General features: G+C 42.7%; 11 protein-coding genes. 3 read left to right on the top strand and 8 right to left on the bottom strand.

The features are described from left to right. Window positions 1-69 precede the first annotated feature (69 nt). The 3 genes from SY85_RS23455 to SY85_RS23445 all read right to left on the bottom strand — a co-directional run bounded on the left by SY85_RS23455 (window position 70) and on the right by SY85_RS23445 (window position 5,803). The gene (locus SY85_RS23455; protein ID WP_066408418.1) at window positions 70-1,344 is read right to left on the bottom strand and encodes a zinc dependent phospholipase C family protein; all 1,275 of its coding nucleotides are present in this window, start codon (window positions 1,342-1,344) and stop codon (window positions 70-72) included. 353 nt (window positions 1,345-1,697) lie between these two features. Continuing rightward, window positions 1,698-4,106 carry a TonB-dependent receptor gene (locus SY85_RS23450; RefSeq protein ID WP_066408417.1) on the bottom strand — a complete coding sequence of 803 codons (2,409 nt, stop codon included), beginning with the start codon at window positions 4,104-4,106 and terminating at the stop codon, window positions 1,698-1,700. Window positions 4,107-4,525: 419 nt separating this feature from the next. Beyond that, a complete protein-coding gene (locus SY85_RS23445; protein ID WP_066408414.1) occupies window positions 4,526-5,803 on the bottom strand; it encodes a TCR/Tet family MFS transporter in 1,278 nt (425 codons plus the stop codon). Window positions 5,804-6,007: 204 nt separating this feature from the next. Here SY85_RS23445 and SY85_RS23440 point away from each other — a divergent pair, with 204 nt between their 5' ends. Further along, window positions 6,008-7,186 carry an MFS transporter gene (locus SY85_RS23440; RefSeq protein ID WP_066408406.1) on the top strand — a complete coding sequence of 393 codons (1,179 nt, stop codon included), beginning with the start codon at window positions 6,008-6,010 and terminating at the stop codon, window positions 7,184-7,186. Between the two features lie 374 nt (window positions 7,187-7,560). On the opposite strand, the gene SY85_RS23435 is transcribed toward SY85_RS23440, so the two are convergent. The 4 genes from SY85_RS23435 to SY85_RS23420 all read right to left on the bottom strand — a co-directional run bounded on the left by SY85_RS23435 (window position 7,561) and on the right by SY85_RS23420 (window position 15,943). Next, entirely contained in the window at window positions 7,561-7,758 is a 198-nt protein-coding gene (locus tag SY85_RS23435) for a hypothetical protein (protein WP_066408403.1), read from the bottom strand. Between the two features lie 254 nt (window positions 7,759-8,012). After that, entirely contained in the window at window positions 8,013-8,417 is a 405-nt protein-coding gene (locus tag SY85_RS23430; protein ID WP_066408401.1) for a hypothetical protein, read from the bottom strand. Window positions 8,418-8,429: 12 nt separating this feature from the next. Continuing rightward, window positions 8,430-13,547: an MBG domain-containing protein gene (locus SY85_RS23425; protein WP_066408399.1), complete on the bottom strand. Its 5,118-nt coding sequence runs from the start codon at window positions 13,545-13,547 to the stop codon at window positions 8,430-8,432. Window positions 13,548-14,332: 785 nt separating this feature from the next. Continuing rightward, on the bottom strand, window positions 14,333-15,943 hold the full coding sequence (locus SY85_RS23420; RefSeq protein WP_066408396.1) for a tetratricopeptide repeat protein: 1,611 nt from the start codon (window positions 15,941-15,943) through the stop codon (window positions 14,333-14,335). Window positions 15,944-16,113: 170 nt separating this feature from the next. Here SY85_RS23420 and SY85_RS23415 point away from each other — a divergent pair, with 170 nt between their 5' ends. Both SY85_RS23415 and SY85_RS23410 read left to right on the top strand, forming a co-directional pair. Further along, entirely contained in the window at window positions 16,114-16,803 is a 690-nt protein-coding gene (locus tag SY85_RS23415; protein WP_066408394.1) for a response regulator transcription factor, read from the top strand. A gap of 4 nt (window positions 16,804-16,807) precedes the next feature. Next, window positions 16,808-18,208, top strand: coding sequence for a HAMP domain-containing sensor histidine kinase (locus tag SY85_RS23410; protein ID WP_066408392.1), 1,401 nt, complete (start codon window positions 16,808-16,810; stop codon window positions 18,206-18,208). A 309-nt stretch (window positions 18,209-18,517) separates the two neighbouring features. On the opposite strand, the gene SY85_RS23400 is transcribed toward SY85_RS23410, so the two are convergent. Then, complete coding sequence (locus SY85_RS23400; RefSeq protein WP_066408388.1) at window positions 18,518-20,749, bottom strand: bifunctional alpha,alpha-trehalose-phosphate synthase (UDP-forming)/trehalose-phosphatase; 2,232 nt, start codon at window positions 20,747-20,749, stop codon at window positions 18,518-18,520. Window positions 20,750-21,523: the final 774 nt, after the last annotated feature.

Raw genomic sequence — 21,523 nt, 5'->3', positions numbered from 1 at the left:
GGCATTCCCCCTCAATCCGCAATCGCCAATCTAAAATCTGGACGCTCTGATATCTTGAAATCCACCTCCCTATTGATAAGTAACATTCATTCCATTCATTCGCTTCAACTCCTCTAAAGCTGTATTGATCTTATCCTGTCGCGCAATAGCCCGTTTGTTACCATCTATAACCTGCGGCTTAGAAAAGAAATGCAACAATTGTTGCTGCAAACTGGAAGATGTATTGGCAAATCCTTGTTCATGCAACGCCAACAGCAAACAACCATATGAATCATCAGCCAATGCATATTCACCAATGACTGTCTTTTCCCCAGTATCGTAATCAATGTTAACTAACACCAGTTTTTGTTCTTCCAGTTGTTTTAATGAAGCAGCATAATGTTTCAAGGTAGCATCAAAGCTTTCAATAAAAAACTTCTCGGCATCTGGTCCGGGTGTTTTAAACTTTAAGGGTCGCAGGGGACCAATCTTAGGTACAATCCGAATCAGGAAAGAAACAAATGTGGTTCCCCATGCTGGTGGCTCGTCTTCCTTACCAAAGGATTTATTATGCGTGTGGCGCTCCATGCGGTATTTAAAACTACGCGCAGTAGCATTAGGATTCAGCTTCTTTATATCTGCTTTTTTAGTAGCCCACGCCGTTCGGGTAATGGCAGGAAAGAATTGAGCCACCGACCAGCGAAACATTTTGAGGGCCTTAGGAAAGTTTTTAAATACCTGATTCAAATGCAGGCCATACGTTTGGTAAAAGGCACGCTCCATAACAGCCGTGTCTACCTGAAAGCCTATAAAATCATGATACTGCCGGGAAGCATAATTGCCTCTAGCTGTTTGCAATACGTCAAAGCCAAACTCGGTGCGCATATGTGCTATCGGGTCTTCGGAATAATTAACTAGGTCACCATACTTAGCTTCCACCTTTGGATATATCACAGGCACACTACGATTAATTCCAATGCTGTGACCATACATATCCGCCTCATAGTGACATAGGTTGCCAATGGCAAACGCATATTCATTCAGGTTTCTAGCTTCTTTCAACAATGCCATTACATAATCACCACTACGCACATAATGCGTAAGATTGGTATAAAACTTACTACCACGTGGATAATAACCCATATCAGGTGAAATAGCTCCGCCATATGCATAGGCATGAGCTTGCCGCAATTCTTCGTCCGTCGCATGTGGATACTTCCGCTTCAACAGGGGCTTTAAATAATTGTCCCATGCCGCATCTATCAGGGCTTGGTGTGTGAGCACAGAATAGGCTGCAGCTTTTTCAGGTACCAATATTGACCACAATAACAACGCACAAAGCGCAATCACAAAGGGTTTTCGCATTACATAAAGTATGGTTCTGTATAGGGTAATGCAAAAAAAGGTCCAAGAGACCGCAGATATAAGGGAATTATAGGATTAACAGGATTACTAGCCTTATTATGCATTTGATTTTCACCCTGAACTTGATCCTCAGTTTATCGAAGTGAGAATTCTTGTAGTAAAGAAAAGATCAGACTCCCCTAATTCCAATGCCTCCACACTCACTCGTCAACGTTTCAACTTATCAACCTAAATCAGCCATCCTCACATCAGCCATTCTTCTAAATCCTGCTAATCCATCCTACATCCCACTTATCTGCGGCACAAAAATGGCCGGAATTACTTTCCGGCCATTTGATCCATGCGCACGATGGTTAACCATTACTCTGTCCGCCAATTAGGTCATCGTTAGTAACACCTTTCTTTTTAGGCGCTTGCTCTTTTAGCTTTCCAAAGCGCCATGTCGCTCCAAAATATACCACTCGATATAAGTTTCGGTTCGTATTCACTGTTTGGAAGCTGACGTTATTGATGGTGTTCTTATAGTCAAAGTACTTACTATGCATGTTATTGAAGTTGGCTGTAACCGATAGCTTCTCACCAAAGAATTTATAGCCAAAGTTGAACTGGTAAAATACCATAGGAGCAGACTTACTCAACAAGGTCTGCGGCATTTGATTGACACCACCACTTCCACTAAAGGTGAACTTAGTTGTAACACGATACGAATAGCCCGCGAAGGCCGATCCACTAAAGCTTTCTACTTCATCCGTTTTAGTCATAGTGTTCTTCGTCTTGTTGTATCTACCCAACACACTCGTAAATACATTCACCTTCTTACCAATAGGCGTATTGACATTGAAGCTCATGGTAAACTGTCGCTCAGCGCCCACATTTCCACTAGTTGTTGTAGTAACGCCAGTAGCCTTATTATAATTAACATACTGGGTAATCAAATCGTTGCTGTAACTACCATAGAGCATCAGATTCATAAAGGTTTTACCCTTTGTAATGCGGTTTTGCAACGTTAAGGTGTGCAATACTTGCGGCCCCAAGCCAGGATTACCGTAACTAATGTTCAACGAGTCATTATTATTTACAAAAGGATTCAGGTTGGTGATATAAGGTCGTTGCAAACGTTGGTTGTATGATAAAACGGAGGTTAGTGTTGACGAAAACTTCCGACTGATATTGACATTGGGAATCAACTGGGTGTACTCTTGCGATACGGCCGTTTTGGAACTAATAAAGTCGCCATCTACAGTAGTATGCTCTAAACGCAAACCTACACGAATGCCATATTTCTTCACATTGACACTGTAAGAACCATAACCACTATACACCCGCTGGTCATACTGAAAACGATCAGTGTTACTAGGGTTGCTCGCATATTGTTCAGACTGATTGTATTTGATTAAGCTTTCAAAGTCAGATTCTGCTTTTCGGGCAATGATCTTTGCACCTGTCTCCAATCGCTGACTCTTTTTCAATGGCTTGACAAAGTCCAGTTGAACGGTGTATTCCTTGTTGCGCGACTCACTATTGTTCAATACAAAACGGTCCTGCCCTGGATTATCCTGCACACTACTGTTTACATCCTCGTTGCGACTAAACTGCCCGTTGAATCGTAAGCTCAATTCCTGCTCTGGCTTGCGTGCAAACTTTCTAGTGTAATCGGCACCAACCCCAGAACTTGGATATTCAGCGGTTACATCCTGATTAAGGGTACTGGCAGATGATGATGAAGTAAACTGAGTAATAATTTGTTGATCCAGTAAAGCCTTAGAGTGCCCACCACTTAAGTTGCCATAAGCTACTATTGTATTTAAACTATCTAGCTCATAACTGAGTTCAAGATTTCCGGAATTATAAAACGAGTTCCTTGTACGGGTTCCATCTAAAAAGCGCTTAGTGAATGCCGTTGGATCATAGGTTACTGTTTCTGATAGGCTATAACTCTGTTGCGGCCTATTACCACTCAAGCTATAGAAACCTGTAACACCCACTTTGCCTGTTTTAATATTTAGGTTAATGCTCTCACTGTAATTATTTAGCGTGCTATAATATGAGCTCAGCGAGCCATTGTACCCTGCTACTTTCTTCTTGGTAATAATATTGATGATCCCCCCTACTCCTTCAGCATCGTATTTGGCCGATGGTGTAGTGATCACTTCAATTTTTACAATGAGAGCACCAGGAAACCCTTTCAATGCTTCTTTCACATTCTGTGCAAACATGGCGGTCTCTTTTCCATTCAACAGTATCTTAAAGTTAGATTGACCATTCAATTGCACATTGCCTTCTCCATCAACTGTTACCAATGGCGTTTTACGCAAGATATCAGAAGCGGTTTCAGTTTTAGCCGCAGGGTCATTCTCTACATTAAATGTAATCTTATCGTTGCTCTGCTCAATCAATGGACGTGTAGCCCTCACAGTTACATTACCTAACTGTCCAGCCACAGGGTTAAGATAGATGGCTGATAAATCCACATTGCTGCCAACCTGCTTTTGAAGAGTCAAAACCTTCTTAGCATAGGCTGTATGCGTAAGTACTAATGAATAGTGGCCAGTATCCGCTGACAACGAGAACTTCCCGTCTTTACCACTGTAAATAGTTTTTACCGGTGTTTTATTATCGGAAGCTTTAAACAACGATACGCTCACAAAAGGTATCACCACTTGCTGGGCGCTATCTTTTATAGTCCCGGTAATAGCAAATTGACTATAAGTTGCATTTGCAATTAAAAGGGTTAGCAAAAGCAGGTAAACTTGATTCTTCATTTCAGTTGGTTGGTTTTAAAACTATCTCTAATACGCATAAGGTTTAGTGTTGTTACAGGAGCGGAAAGAAAAGTGTATGGAGTGAGAAGATGTGAGGATGAATTGGAAGAATTGAACTAAGATGTCACACAATAGTGTTGAGAGCGTAGTGGAAGGATAGTGCACAGAGAAAAGGATAAGAAAAGAAATGTCTATCAATAGAAAAGCACTCCACTAAGGGAGTGCTTTTTCATTTATCAATTCTTTCTCTCAATATTGAATATTGATCGTTGATCATTGAGCATTTCTTCTATTTCTTCATTCTTCATTCCTTGTTCCTTGTTCAATATTCTGCCTGGCTCTTGCCGCGCGGGCGCTCCCCCTTTAGCGGCTGGGGGCGTGTGTTGGCTATTCACTATTGACCATTCACCATTCTCGCGCTACGCTTCTGCCGCCTTGCTTTCCACTTCTTCTAACAACAACTCCTTTTCAATGTCTTTAATGCGATGCTTTTCATGTTTCAAAGCTTTGTAGGCGATGATCGTACTGATCAGCATTAGTAGTGCGCCAAGCATATAGGGCGCACCAGGAAAATAAACAGCAGCACCTTTCTTGGTAAAATGCGCAAACAGCCCAGCCATTACCAGCGGACCAATAATAGAAGTTATGGAAATAACACTAGTTAGTGCTCCTTGCAATTCGCCCTGTTCATTAGATGGCACATGCGCTGCAATTACCGCCTGTAAGGCCGGCCCGGCTATACCACCTAGGCAATAAGGCACAATAAAGGCAAACATCCATACAGTGCTGGTAGCAATACCAAACAGGAACATCCCAATCGTGTACAACAACAAACCAATGTAAATACTTTTTACATTACCCAACTTCGGTATTATTACCCTTGTTAAACCAGCTTGTACAACAGCTATCAGGAAGCCCACCACACCAAGCGAAATACCGATCATAGATTTGCTCCAACCAAACTTTTCAATACCATAAAAGCCCCAGTTGCTTTGCACGGCATGTGCTGCTATGTATACAAAGAATAGGGAGAACATTAAACCAATTATACTGGGGTACTTTTTCAAATGCAACAACGAACCTACCGGATTGGCTCGTTTCCAATCAAATGACCGGCGCTTTTCTTTTGGCAATGATTCCGGCAATACGAAATACCCATACAAAGCATTCAGTAAGCTTAAACCCGCCGCCACCATAAAGGGTACGCGTGTTCCGTAGCCACCCAGCAAACCACCAATCACCGGACCAATAATAAAGCCCAGTCCAAAAGCGGCACCAACCATTCCAAAGTTTTGTGTCCGGTCCTTATCAGTACTTATATCGGCTATATAGGCAGATGCGGTAGTAAAAGAAGCTCCAAACAAACCGGCAATGATTCGCCCCACAAACAGCCAGCCAATGGTAGGCGCAAATGAAAGGAACAGGTAGTCAGCGCCAAAACCCAATAAGGAAAGCAAGAGCACTGGTCGGCGACCATATTTGTCACTCAGGTTTCCCAATATAGGCGCACATACAAATTGCATGATCGCATATGCGGCCAGCAACCAACCACTCCAACGAGAGGCGTCGCTATTATCGCCATGTATCAATTCTTTAATTAAATCAGGAAAAACTGGAATGATCAATCCCAATCCTGTAACATCAATAAGCAGGGTAATAAATATAAAACCAATAGCGGCTTTCTTTGAAGAAGACATATGTGGTGGAGGCGTTTTACACGAAAAAAGAGCACAATGCTACCTAAACTTATTGGCTCCGCCAAGGCAATCTGCATGACAATCCCAAGCTCCCCTTAATAATCAATTAGTAGTAATGAATAATTTTTGATTATTGTGATTTCAAATACAGTCAGCCTAATGTTCCTTTAAAGCGGCTACCTTTGCGCGCTCACTACGAACACCATGGCTCATCCTTCGCAGGAATCAATTTTCACGTTAAAGTTTTGGTTACTCTGTACCAGCTCCTTTCTATTTTCCTCCAGCTTTAACATGCTGATTCCTGAACTGCCCGCCTACTTAAACAGTATGGGCGGCGGAGCCTACAAAGGCTACATCATTGCTTTATTTACATTAACAGCAGGTATCTCCCGCCCCTTTAGTGGACGCTTAACAGATACTATTGGTCGCGTACCAGTAATGGCCGTTGGTTCTTTAGTTTGCTTTGTTTGTGGCCTGCTATACCCAGTCCTTACTACCGTAACTGGCTTTTTATTGCTGCGTTTATTTCATGGTTTCTCTACCGGCTTCAAACCCACGGCTACAGCGGCTTATATTGCCGATATTATTCCAGCGCACCGCTGGGGTGAAGCTATGGGCATTCATGGCATTTGCTTTAGCACGGGGCTGGCCATTGGTCCGGCTATTGGAAGTTTTATAACTGCCCGATACTCGATCGATATCCTGTTTTATTGTTCATCGGTGTTTGCCCTATTATCTATTGGAATTCTGGCCAACCTAAAAGAAACACACCCCGAAAAGCAACGTTTCCATCCTAAGCTATTAAAGATCAAAGGACAAGATATTTTTGAACCCTTGGTACTACCAGCTGCTTTAATTACGTTTTTAGGCTATATCAGTTATGGCGCTATACTAACCATTATTCCCGATTGGAGCGATCACTTGGGCATTTCCAACAAGGGCACATTTTATATCGTGTATACCCTATCATCCTTATTGATCCGCTTTTTAGCTGGCAAACTTTCAGATCGTAAAGGAAGGGTGTATGCGCTCAAGATAGCACTGGTATTAATGGCTCTCGCCATTTTTATTATGGGTGCAGGAACCACAGTTACCACCCTTTTGATCGGTGCCTTTGTGTATGGCATGGGCACAGGATTGATCTCACCTGCCATTTCAGCCTGGACAGCCGACCTGAGTGATGAGAACCGCCGCGGCCGCGGAATGGCTACTATGTATATCGCCCTGGAAGCGGGTATTGGATTGGGAGCCTGGCTGGCAGGACTGGTCTTTCAGGATGATCTGAACGTCGTGCCTTATATATTTTACGGTACAGCAGTCTGCTGCGTAATTGGGTTGGGCTATCTAATAGTAAAACATCCTAATCGCAGATTAAGCAATTAGAAGGATTTCAAGCTACACCCTGTCCTTCTCTACCTGGATGCAATCAGTAATGCCTCTCAATGTCAGGTTACTTGATCTTAACCTGTCGAAGAAAACATCTGTGGTATACCCCGTCTTTAGCAGGAATCACACACCGAAAGATTACCCCAAAAGACATAAGAACCCTTGCTCTAAAATTCCAATCCCATTTCTCAGTAATCCTTTAATCTCCCCCAAATCATGGTTCAGAAAATATCCTCTGTGCATCTCTCTGCCCTCAGAGCCTCTGTGGTTCCAATTCTGCGTCCATCAGCGCAATCTGCGGAACATCTACTAGCGCGAAGCGCTTTGCTTGCAGCTGACAGCTCACTTAGGCTCAACGAATAACAAATTGCTTAAGCTACCTTTTGCATAGGCGCTTCAGAATGCACAGACAGGGCTTTGTAGCTTTCTTCAGCCAGTTCAATTTCTGCTTCCGAAAAAACACCAGCAAGTGTAAAATCGGATGTATTGATTCGGTAGCTGCGCATTTTAATTTCCGACTGAAAGCCAGTCAGCAAAAGAAGTGAAGAGAATTGTAATGTGGTCTTCATAGAATTATCAATAGGTATTTGGTGTCTAACTAGGCTATATGCATTATACCTATAGCCCAAAGTTTAAGTGAAAAACAAAGGTAGAAGCTATTACCTTTTTTGCAAATGCGAGTCACCGGTCTAATCATTTTTACTTAGTACATATTACAGAAATTTGAATAATTAATCATTATAAGCTCTACAGTAATCAATAGCAATAAGAAAAGGGGCAGCCAATTGGCTGCCCCTTTTCTTAAAATATAACTCAGATTTTCCTACTTCCGTACCAGTTTAAAGGTCTTGGTTACGGTATTGTCAGGTTCGCCTTTCGAGGTTACAATTATCGTTACAGTGCCCACTTCGTTAAAGGGGATGTTGGTAATGGTAACTTGCTGCGGCGAAGTTTTAGTGGTATAGTTCTGAGAAAAAACCACCGCATTGTCTATATCCTGGCGATAGACCACACTGATCGTTACCCCTTGGGGTGGCATGGAGCTTTTCACCAGCACTTTAAAATCATAAGTGGTACCTAAGGTGCGGGCTATAGCGGATCCCGCATCGGGATCCAGTGCCACCACCAGGTCTTGTTCCACACCCAATTCGCCCAGATCAGGAGCAGCACAATTACAAAGCCATAGGGCAAACAGGCTTGCTAGTAGAGTTCTTATCAAAAATTTCATAGTTGCAGAAGATTAAAGTTTTACAATGGTATAAGTAAACGGTTTAGAATCTGCACTGGCTTGGTCAGTAACCACTACTTGGTAAATACCAGCGCTCAGGCCCTGCACATCAATGCTACCTTGTGAAGTCACCAATTTGCTTTCGTGCACTTTTTTACCAAAGCCATCATAGATACGCACCAGCAGTTTGTGCCCTGCTGCATTTTTCACTGTCAGCGTTTTCAACACAGGGTTTGGATACAGAAATATTTCTCCATTTCCTGTACCTGGGTTATCAATTCGGGTAGCCACAAAGTTGTAATCAACAGACGTGCTGGAACATGCACCGCTAGTTACTTTCACTTTATACAGACCAGAAGCCTGTACACGATGGGTTTGATTGGTAGCTCCTGTTATCGCTGTTCCATTTAAGTACCACTGGTTGCCGGCAGTAGCTGATGAAGTAAGTATATTACCTGTAGCTGTGATCACCGGGGTAGCTGGTGTTGCGTTTACAGTAACCACTGTAGCAGCAGATGCTGAAGAAGTACAGCTGCCTGAAGTGGCCTTAACTGTATAGCTACCACCTGCAGTGGCTGTATACGTTTGCGCAGTGGCACCGCCAATGGCTGCACCATCTTTATACCATTGATTACCGCTGGCAGCAGACGATGTTAACGTCACACTACCACCCGAGCAGAACGTAGTACTGCTTCCGGTAGAAATAGTAGGTGTAGCAGGAGTAACATTTGCAGTTACAATTGTAGAGGCCGAAGCCGTAGATGTACAACCAGAAGCTGTCACCTTAACATTATAATTTCCACTAGTAGTAGCAGTATAGGTTTGACCCGTTTCACCAGTAAGTAGTGTGCTACCATTATACCATTGGTTACCGCTGGCAACTGATGATGTTAGCGTAACACTGCCACCTGAACAGAAGCTTAACGCTCCGCCGGCACTAATAGTAGGCGCAGTTGGTATCGGATTCACTGTTACAGTTGTACCAGCAGATACCGGCGATGGACATGTGCTTACAGTACTTTGTACAGTATATGAACCGCCGGTAGTAGCTATATAGGTTTGAGCTGTCGCACCACCAATAACAGCACCATCTTTAAACCATTGGTTACCCGATGTTGCGGACGAGGTCAACGTTACACTACCGCCAACACAGAAGGTTGTAGCGCTACTTGTGCCTACTGTTGGAGTAGCTGGAATGGAATTAACCGTTAAGGTTGCCGCATTTGATGTCGCAACACCGCACGCACTGGTTGCAACTAACCTATAGTTACCGGCATCAGCAGCTGTAACAGTAGCTATTGTATAGCTAGTAGAGAATGTACCGGAAATATCACTTCCATCTTTTTGCCACTTATAAACGATACCGGTTCCGGTAGCGCTTCCTGAGAAACTTACACTTCCGCCTTCACACACCGCCTTACTAACCGGATCTGTACTTATAGCTGTAATAGGCAGTACAGTTAACGCTACACTTGCTGATGTTTCATTACCACAATCACCACTTACTTCTACACTGTAGTTACCAGCATTGGCAGCTGATACTGATGATAATGATAAAGTAGATGATGTTGCACTTGAAATAGGTGATCCATCTTTATACCATTGGTAGGTCAGGTTAGAGCCTGTGGCTGTAACCGAAAAGCTAGCAGGACCGGTTTCACATACACTTTTAGCAACCGGTTGTGCTGTTATCTTTGTACTAACGTTTACAGACAACGTAGCTGCAGACGATGTTACAGTACCACATCCATTAGACACTTCAACACTATAATTGGCAGCATGTCCAGCTGTAACAGAAGATATCGTATAGGAAGAACTAGTAGCGCTGGAAATTGCAGCACCATCTTTCAACCACTGATAAGACATTCCGCTTCCGGTTGCCGACACGGTAAATGTTACATTACCACCAGGACAAACCGTTTGATCTGCCGGAGGAATATCGATTGTAATGGCTGTACAAGGATTTACAGTAAGGGTACCATCCACATAGGTAATATTGTAATTACTTGTTGGTATGCCAGCTGCTCCGCCAACTGTTATTGGATAAGTACCAGCTGAAGCAATAGCAGGTTCTCCATTGCTACTTAAGCTAACACTAGTAATAGCATCACCCGTAGCTAATGTACCTGAAGATATGCTGTACTCATTGCCTGTAAATGTTTTGGTTTCTCCAACAAACTTGCTGGCATCATTGGCCTTGATTGTAATGCTTCTAGCACCAATAGTTAAATCTGCACCTACAAAGGTCAATGTATAGTTACTATTTAAAGCCAGATCATTTTGATTGATAGCATACGTGCCCACACTCTCTCCTGCATCTCGTTTCAAACTACCCGTAAAGGCATCACCAGTAACCAACGCTGTATTAGTATAGGTCAACGTAGGATCGGCATCTCCATAAGTCTTGCTAATGGCATCAACGGTTACCGTCACCGCCTTTTTAATTACCGTAATGGTTTGTGTTGCTTCAGCAGGATCATATGTTGCATTGCCTGATTGAACAGCCTTTACTTCTACAGAACCAGTGCCAGTAAAAGTTATGGCACTACCACTTATGGTAGCAGGGCCAGATATAATAGTATAGGTAATTGACAGACCAGAGCTGGCTGTAGCACTTACTGTATAAGCATCCCCATAAATTTTCGTTACGGTAGCACCAGCAGTAAAAGAAACAGTCTGCGGTGTTTTTGTAACTACAGTTTCATATGCCCCCATGTTCACTGTACCATTTTGGATACGGGTCGCCCCGGTTATATCAGTAGCGATACCCGATACAGCAGAATTATCACCCTGATCAGCAGCAGGCGACGGATTATTCAAATGCAGTCCATCATCGGCAGTCATCCAGATATTATCGGCCCCATCGGGATCCGCCGCATTATTAAAAGCCGGATCTGTATTGAGGTTATTGCTACCGGTATACCCGCTGCCGGCCGCATCCATAGTGGAATAGCTTACCGTGCCACTGCCGCCGCTGCTATGTATGGCAATCCCGTCCGGATTGCCGGCCTTGGTGTTACCCCAAACAACGCTGTTCACCATCGTGAGGGTTGAACCACTGGTGATACGTACTGTCCCCTCATACCCGCTTGACGTCACGGTTGCCGTGTTTTTGTAGAACGTACAATTGACAAGGCTGATATTGCCACCATAAGTATCGAAAGACGATCCAAAAGCGGCGGTATTGCGCACGAAAAGACAATTGACAAAACTGGATGTACCGCTGCCACTGTTGGTTTGCACCGCGCCCCCACTCGTTGCCGAGTTAGCAGAGAATACGCAGTTGGTCACCAGCGGACTGCTGGAGCGAAGAATCGCTACCACACCGTTAATGCTGTAATTATTTTCAATCACGCAGTTGTTGATGGTCAGGTTTGTACTGGCCCCATACATGTAGACTGCCCCACCCAGGCCATTGTCGCCATCAACTAAAAACGTAGTGCTCTGGTTATTGGCATTACCACCCGAAATCGTAAAACCGTCCAGTAGCGTAGCTGCGCCCAGGTTCTTGGCCGCTACCACATGGTAAGCATTATTGGTATTATTGGTCAACCCTACATCATTGTTATCCAGATCCCCGCTTAAGATGGTTTTATTAGCCTTTACATCTCTAACGCCTGTAGTGGCATTGTAACCACCTAAAAGTTCGACGCCGCTTTTCAGCATAAAGGTCTGTTTGCGGGTAACACCCGTACCATCCGGATCAACACTCGGCGTATAGGTGCCCGCAGCAACTAGAACCTTATCACCACTCACTGCTACAGCTAATGCCGATTGTAAATTGGTATAGGCATTTGTCCATGTAGTACCATCGTTCAAGCCTGACGCACTGGCATCTACATAAAGGGTTACAGCTGGCATCACGGTTTCATAAGCGCCCCTGTTCACCACCCCTTGTTTCCTGGCAGCTCCTATAATATCTGTGGCTATAGATACTCCTCCATCATTGCCGGTATTAGTAGATGGAGAAGCCGCACGCAAATGCAGTCCATCATCGGCAGTCATCCAGATATTATCGGCCCCATCGGGATCCGCCGCATTATTAAAAGCCGGATCTGTATTGAGGTTATTGCTACCGGTATACCCGCTGCCGGCCGCATCCATAGTGGAATAGCTTACCGTGCCACTGCCGCCGCTGCTATGTATGGCAATCCCGTCCGGATTGCCGGCCTTGGTGTTACCCCAAACAACGCTGTTCACCATCGTGAGGGTTGAACCACTGGTGATACGTACTGTCCCCTCATACCCGCTTGACGTCACGGTTGCCGTGTTTTTGTAGAACGTACAATTGACAAGGCTGATATTGCCACCATAAGTATCGAAAGACGATCCAAAAGCGGCGGTATTGCGCACGAAAAGACAATTGACAAAACTGGATGTACCGCTGCCACTGTTGGTTTGCACCGCGCCCCCACTCGTTGCCGAGTTAGCAGAGAATACGCAGTTGGTCACCAGCGGACTGCTGGAGCGAAGAATCGCTACCACACCGTTAATGCTGTAATTATTTTCAATCACGCAGTTGTTGATGGTCAGGTTTGTACTGGCCCCATACATGTAGACTGCCCCACCCAGGCCATTGTCGCCATCAACTAAAAACGTAGTGCTCTGGTTATTGGCATTACCACCCGAAATCGTAAAACCGTCCAGTAGCGTAGCTGCGCCCAGGTTCTTGGCCGCTACCACATGGTAAGCATTATTGGTATTATTGGTCAACCCTACATCATTGTTATCCAGATCCCCGCTTAAGATGGTTTTATTAGCCTTTACATCTCTAACGCCTGTAGTGGCATTGTAACCACCTAAAAGTTCGACGCCGCTTTTCAGCATAAAGGTCTGTTTGCGGGTAACACCCGTACCATCCGGATCAACACTCGGCATATAGGTGCCCGCAGCAACCTTTATTGCATCGCCGCTTACGGCCGAATTTAAGGCAGCCTGCAAATCATTATAGGCATCGGCCCAGGATGTACCATCATTGGCACCGCTGGCGCTGGCATTCACATACCTTGTAGTTTGGGCATTAGCTGAAACAACCGATAACCCAAAGAGTAAAAAAAACAGTGACAGCCTGCTGCTAATAGTTTTCGCAACTATCCGCAAGCGTCTTGCTAAAGGGTAGAGATTTCTCATTATTTAAGAATTGATGAAAGAAATTACAGTTTTGACATAGTACTGCTTTACATATCAGGAAGTATCTTACTGCTACTGAATGAAAACAGTGATGATAAGGACTAAGAAGATGTCAACAAGAAAAGTGCGCTACAATCAGTCGCTTAATTAACAATTAAGGAGTTTGTTGATAGGCTAATTGTATATGGGTTAGATACTTGGTAAAAATGTAACAACCTATACATTGGGCCATTACTTCAGTGAGTAAAGGTTTTCTCATAAGACGGATTAGTTTGATATTGAAGCAACAAAAATATTGTCCGAACCAAAGCAATAGTTGCATTAATACACATATATGTTTTTACTATACATAACCGGTTAAAAGAAGGCCAGTCACGACTTTACAGCAGGTAGCTAATAAGATACACGGAGCCACCATCTATTAAATTAAATATTTATATCAGCTTCTAATGTTTAGTTATACATACTTAATAACAATAGTAACCGTATACCATATACGAATTAGCCAGCCTTAACACAAGAATAATTTCTACAGTCCGCAGGAACACCACCCTTTGTATTTCCAATAAAGTAATGGCTGATGGTGTATAATATTTCAGTAGGGACTTTCTTCTGCTTGGTGGGATGTAGCTAACTGTCAATGTAGCACAAGGAAAACAAATCGACAAACTGTAATTCGCCGCATTCTATAACATGCAATAGATAACAATAAATAGACCCTATATAAATAGTGAGTGCCCCGCATGGCGGGGCACCTCATGAGTAGAAACCAAATACAAAACCACCTACTTTCCATCATTATTTTGCATCCGCTTCTCCAATACCGTTATATATTTTTTAGCATCTGCATTTTCAGGATCCACCTTTAATAGTTTTTCAAAATAATCCACAGCCTCTGCATAATCTTTCTGCGTATTAGTTTCATAGGCTGCCAAATAGCCATACGCTTCTATCAACCACTTCTTATTATTTTGATCATCCGTTTTATCACCAATCACTTCTACCAGCTTTTGATAGTGAGGAATGGCCAATCCCTGCGCCATTGTTGAATCAATTGCAGCATTTGCACGAGCTTGCCAGTAATAACCAAAGCCTTGCTCTGGATACTTACCTACATACATACCAAAAACAGAATCAGCCATTTCAAAGTCGCCGCTTCTAATATTCGCCAGCCCCCAATTGAACAAGTCAAGGTTGGTGGCCTTATCATTGCCAGTATAATAGAGTCCCATCCATTTCGACTGCTGTGCATAGTTCTTTTGTTCCAAGGCAGCAGCAGCTAGTTTTTTATAGGCAGCATATCGTGCTACAGAATCTTTCTCCAATGCAACCGCTTTCTCTAAATATACCAGCGCTGAATCTTCTTTACCAGGGGTACTGGAATAAAAACGGGCCATCGTTTCAAAATCCTTCATCACCATATTGCTATCCGCTTCGGAGGCAAAATACTGCTGCATATACGTCATGGCTACAGTTGAATCTTTTTTCTCCGCATAACTATAGGCTAATAGCTTGTATAAGCGTGGCTCTTTTTCCTGTTGCTGCAATAACTTTTGAGCATTGGCAATTGCTTCATCATACTGCTTATTCAAATACAACAGATCCGTATACCATACAGCTATTTGTGGAGTAGCATCTGCTTTTGCCTGAAATTGCTTGAAGTAGTCCATGGACTTAGTAGCATCTACGTAGAAGTAATGGTTATACAACTGGTACAAGGCTGGAGCATAGTTAGGATCGGCAGCCAATGCTTTATTGAAGTACTCAAGGTACATGTCAGCATTTTTCTGAGTTACAAAAATGAGCCCTAACAGGTAGTTGGCTGCAGCAGATCGCTCATTCTTATTCAATGCTTCGCGATAGGCCTGAAAAGCTTCAGATCCCTTACCCATTCTTCTATATGCATTACCAATCAGTATATCGTATTCTTCATTGCGCTTGTCTCGCTTCTTTGCTTTTTCCAACAGCTCTATGGCAGCTGCATAGTTACCCGACTTGCTATCTATATAAGCACGCGCCACAGCGGCTAATACAGTAGCATTTTTCTCCTTGGTCTCAATTAAAGCGGCATCGAAATAGGGCTGTGCTTCAACTGCTTTTCCTTCTGCTAAAAGCAATTGACCCAATGCCACTTTATACAGCGGTTGTCCCTGCACATCCGCTCCTGCCTTTTTCAAACTATCAATTCCTTTTGCCAGGTTATTGGTTTGTGCATAGGTTTGAGTCAGCCAGTACCAGGCATCTCCATTTCCAGGCTCTTTACTTATCACCTGGTGCAAAGTGTTTGCTGCACTCTGATATCGCTCATATCCTATAAAGGTTCTGCCTTCATCTACCGTCTGAGCCGCAATGCTTAAACTGCCTGTTACTAAAAGGGTGACTAAAATCGATTTCATACGTTCGTGTTGTTTGGTGTGTGTTTCGTTTTATGCACACAATGTAGCTTCTATCAATTAGCCATTAATTAAGAATAGATTAGAATAGTATTAGAAGAAAAGGCGAAAATCAGGTTTCACATTTCCTCTACGTCGAATAATGTAACTTGCTGATACGTACAGTAAAGCACATGGAAGATCGTAAAATACTAATCGTAGAAGATGAGCAAAAAATTGCAGATACCCTTAAGCTTGGGCTTATTGAAAATGGCTACCATGTAGAGGTAGCCTATGATGGCACTATCGGGTATCGGCTATTTCAGACACACTCCTTTAACCTGGTTATTCTGGATATTAATCTGCCAGGCATCAATGGGTACGAGCTGTGCAAACGCATACGCGCAGAGAATCAGCACATACCCATCATTATGCTAACTGCGCTAAGTGGCTTGAATAACAAAGTAGAAGGCTACGATGCCGGCGCTGATGATTACATTATAAAGCCTTTTGAATTCAAAGAATTATTGCTAAAGATCAGAGTGCTATTAAAACGCACCATGAACCAAAACTTCCCGGTAGGCACCTTACTAAAAGCAGCAGACCTGGAAATGAACCTCGATAGCAAGGAGGTAAAACGGGCAGATCAGAAAATCAATTTAACTGCTAAAGAGTTTCAGCTTTTAGAGTATTTGCTACGGAACAAAAACCGTGTAGTATCACGCGCAGACATTGCCATAAACGTTTGGGACATTGACTTTGATACAAATACAAACGTTATAGATGTATATATTAGCTACCTGAGAAATAAAGTAGATAAACACTTTGACCCTAAGCTGATTCAAACGCAGGTGGGAATGGGCTATGTATTAAAGGATAAATAAGATCATGCCGGTACGCCTTCGTATAACGCTTTTATTTACTGCACTGGGATGTTTGATCTTGTGCCTGGTATGCACATCTGCCTACTATTTTTCTTATACCTCCCGCATCCATAGTATTAGGGCTCGCCTAACCAACCGTGCTATAACTACAGCAAGACTATTGAGTCAGGCAGAAATTTTTGATAAAGAGTTAATACGGCGTATTGATTCTTCTACTACCATCACATTAAAAGACAAAACCGTTCAGGCCTACGACTATCAGAATCACCGTATCTATAGTTATTCGGATAAGCCAGGCGATACATTATCAATCAGTGAGCAAACCCTTGATGATAGCCGGGTAAATTCACCAGTCTATTTTGCAGAAGGTACTAAAGATGCCATTGCCTATCACTATACTAGCCCAACCACACGCATCGTAATAGTAGTGGCAGCAAATGATGTAGAAGGGAAAAAATACTTACAATATTTAACCCACGTACTGTTTTTCAGTTTTCTTGGAGGCATTTTAATGACATTTATTGGTGGTTATCTTTTTTCAAAAGGCCTATTGCGCCCTGTACGAAAGATAGCCGACGAAGTGTCTGAAATATCAGCGCAAAACCTTGCCACACGTATTCAAACAGGCACAGTTCAAGATGAATGGTATCACTTATCAACGACGATGAACGAGTTATTGAACCGCTTGCAGGAAAGCTTTGATCTGCAAAAGCGCTTTATTGCCAACGCCTCCCACGAACTGTCTACTCCCCTTACCTCCATTTCTAGCCAGCTGGAAATTGCCCTACAACGAGAACGGTCGGCTAGTGAATACCGCAACATTATACAGTCAGTCTATCAGGATGTACAACAAATGAACCGGCTAACACAAACCTTGCTGGAGTTTGCTAAAGCTTCTGGTAGCGCCGGCGGATTGGAAATAGCACAGGTTCGCATGGATGAAATTGTACTGCAAATGCCTGCAGAAGTTAGCAAGTTCAAAAAGGAGTACATAGTGGTAGTGGACTTTCAAAACCTACCCGAGAACGAAGAACAGCTAATTGTTTTTGGCAATGAAGCACTGTTGTTTCTAGCCCTAAAAAATATTGTAATAAATGCCTGCAAATACTCGCAGGACCATAAAGCGAGAATTACCCTTGCCTATAACCAGGATGCGGTAGAAGTAACGGTTACAGATAAGGGAAAAGGTATACCAGAACCGGAGTGGCAGAACATCTTCCAACCTTTTTACCGGGTACAAGAGAATACTAATGAAGAAGGATTTGGCCTCGGTCTATCTTTATCCGGCCGCATTATAAAATTGCATAAAGGCACTATACAGGTACAATCACAAGTAGATCAAGGCTCATCGTTTATCATAACACTACCTACAGCGCTTTCCTTAAAAAACAATTCCACCTTTTAATCGTTTTCTAATGCCACTTTCATCTGTAGCTAATATTCTGCATGGATATTGTCAAGTATTGATATTTGCATGAAACCCCGATTTTTCATATTCCCCTTACTGGCAATCAATTTCATTTTAATTGCTTCTGTTTTCATATTGTACAAACAAAACAAATCATTTAAATCCCTGAATCGTGAACTGATCATAAAAAATGATTCCTTACTCTCGGTCAATATAAAGCCGCTACCCACAAAACCATTAGCCCAAGAAGCGCCCATTCCTCAAAAAAAGAAAAAATATAAACGCAGCTAACTACGCAACCAATAATCAAAGGATTATTGGTTGCGATTTGAAATGATTTAGGTTTTGTAACAAGGCTACCATCATGTACGGACTTGACAAATTATACGTGGCAAATGAGGCAGCAGCACCAATCTTTATAGTATAACAATTCTTTACATTATTCAAAGCCCTGAACATATCTTCATCTGTATTGTCATCACCAGCAGCTAGTATGAAGTCATAATTGCAGTCATGTAGTAAATGCTGAATGGCTGCGCCTTTATTTACGCCATGTTTACGAACTTCCACGATCTTGTTACCCAACAATACCTGCAAATCCAGATGCCGTGTATATTCATGCAATTCTGTAAGCAATTCCGCCGCACGAAGCTTGGCTTGCTGTGGAATAGCGTTACGGTAGTGCCAAACAACCGAAAAATCTTTCATTTCAGTAAACGTATGGGCACACCTTTTTACATATTGCTCCATAATATGCTGAATAACAGTTTTCCATTCATTATCGTTTGCCAGTTGTGAAGTCCACTCCCCCGTTACAGAACGAGCCATGGCACCGTGCTCCACTATAAGACCAATGTGGAACGAGCCAAACCACTTTTCCAAAAACGCCCGGTTGCGGCCGCTTATAATTACCACCTCATTTTTCTTTTCATCACATAATTCTTTTATCACCTGCAGTAAGGCTTCGCTTGGTTTTGCTTCGCTGGGCTTAGAGGAAAATGGCACCAACGTGCCATCGTAGTCTAACAACAATAAGCGTTTTTTAGTAGCTTGATAGGACTCAAGTAATAGCTTTCGTGTATACCCATCTAGAAATTGAATCTGAAATGACTGTTGCTTTTGTTTGATAACCTTTAGTTGGGTTAAAAAATCTTCTGCCCAGGTACTAACATCATATGCACGCAATCGCTCCTGCATGCGTTCTAATCGCTGGCGCTGTTCAGCAGCATCCATTTCCAGAGCCAACCCTATCTTATCCGCCATTTCACCAAAATCATTGGGATTAATGGTAAGAGCACCGGTAAGCTCCCTGGCAGCGCCCGCCATTTCGCTTAGAATTAAAACGCCCTGGCCATCTTTACGTGATGCCACAAACTCCTTTGCAATCAGGTTCATACCATCGCGCAGTGGCGTTACTACTGCCACATCTGCAGTAGTGTATAGTGCCATCATATCTTCAAACTCCAATGACGTATATTGATAGATCACCGGTTGCCAATGTATATTCCCTAATTGGCTGTTTATTCTGCTAATCGTTTCATCGATCATGCGCTTTCGCTCGGCATACTTTACAATATTGTCTCTAGACGGCACCACCACTACTATCATGTGCACCTTATTGTGATGAACAGGATGTTGCCGCAAAAACTGTTCAAACGCCAGCAACCTTGTATAAACACCCTTAGTATAATCTAACCGGTCTATTGAAAAGAGCAGTTTTTTACCAGCAAACTGTTCTTTTAATGCCAAACGCTTTCTGCTTATAACTTCAGTATCATAAGCATCTTGGAAGTACTTATAATCAATGCTGATTGGAAAAACATCAATCTTTACTAAGCGGTCTTGGTAACGAATAACGTGGTGTTCGCTATCCAATCCAAGCACCATTTGCATACTTTGCAAAAAATGAGTAGCATAATCAATGGTATGAAAGCCAATTAAGTCTGCGCCCAACAATCCTTCCAGTAGCTCCTGCTGCCAAGACCTGGGTAGCAAACGAAAAATTTCAAAAGAAGGAAATGGAATATGCAAAAAGAAGCCAATAGTTAATTGCGGACAAGCCTTTCGCAATAGTTTAGCCAGTGGCATTAAATGGTAATCATGTATCCATATTACATCATGCGGCCGCACTTGTTTTGCTAGGGCAGTAGCAAACTGTTCGTTTACTAATTGATATTGTTGAAAATGTTCGGCGTCATATTCAGCATAAGAAGGGAAGTAATGGAATAAAGGCCAGAGAACAGAATTTGCAAAACCATTGTAATACCCGTCATAATCTTTGTTATTGGCAAATACCGGAATTAGCTCAAAGTCTGAATGCTTGACTTGTCCACTAAAGTTATCCCAAATATTGGTAGAACAACCCGGCACACCTGCCCAATAAATTTCATTAAAGCTTTGGCCAGAGCTTTCCTTTGCGTGTAATAGATAACTGTTAATAGCAGATACCAAGCCTCCTGAACAAGGATTAACACCTTTGGTTTCTGAAATAGTAACGGGCAGTCGGTTGGCAACAATAAACAATCTTTTTGCATCCATAAGTAGCTATTGAAATCTGTTAAGGGTGGATAACAATAAAGCTAGTGGACGCACAAAAGGAGCCAATTAAAATAACATTAGAAAAGAATTAAACTTGTTGACACATACGCGAAGACAACAAACAGCTATTTCTTTTAATTAAATTCTAATCACAGAAAGCAATGTATGGCTCTACCTTTATGCTCGATTTTGTTTCACATTAAGCAGTTAGTTTTGGTTAACAAGCCCTTGTTTTCTACAAGGGCTTCTGTTTGTATATCTGCCAAATAGCCTTGCCCTTATATTTCTTACAGCTTAAAACTTAACTTACTACTACTCCTACCTATTAGCTGTTTCTCCCAATTTCCAATCCATAATTCCCAATTCCATCTCTCTTCATTGAACATTGAGTATCGAAAATTGAGCATTGAACATTCCCTCATTCAATATTCATCATTCCTTGTTCCTTGTTCATTATTCTCTCCCTCCTATCTTCCTGGTCTCCTGTACCTCTCCTGTACCTAGTCTGTACCTCTCCTGTACCTCTTCTGTACCTCTCCTGTACCTCTTCTGTAGGTAAGTCCGTACCAACTGCACAGAAAAAGCCCTCTACCTGCCTTCCACATTCACTACTCCTCCTACCTTCCTCCTATACTACCCCTACCCGCATCCATAAATCATTTAGAAAATACTTTATTTAGTTGCCTGAGAATCAATCCAAAGTGAAGAACCCTAAAAATACAAAACCCTCCCCACTCACCACTCACACCCTTTCCCTCCATTGTCCCTTGAACA

It is taken from the genome of Flavisolibacter tropicus (assembly GCF_001644645.1).
GTDB classification, from domain to species: domain Bacteria; phylum Bacteroidota; class Bacteroidia; order Chitinophagales; family Chitinophagaceae; genus Flavisolibacter; species Flavisolibacter tropicus.
Note: the sequence above shows the minus strand (reverse complement) of the source record. Positions and strands in the feature narration are given on the sequence as shown.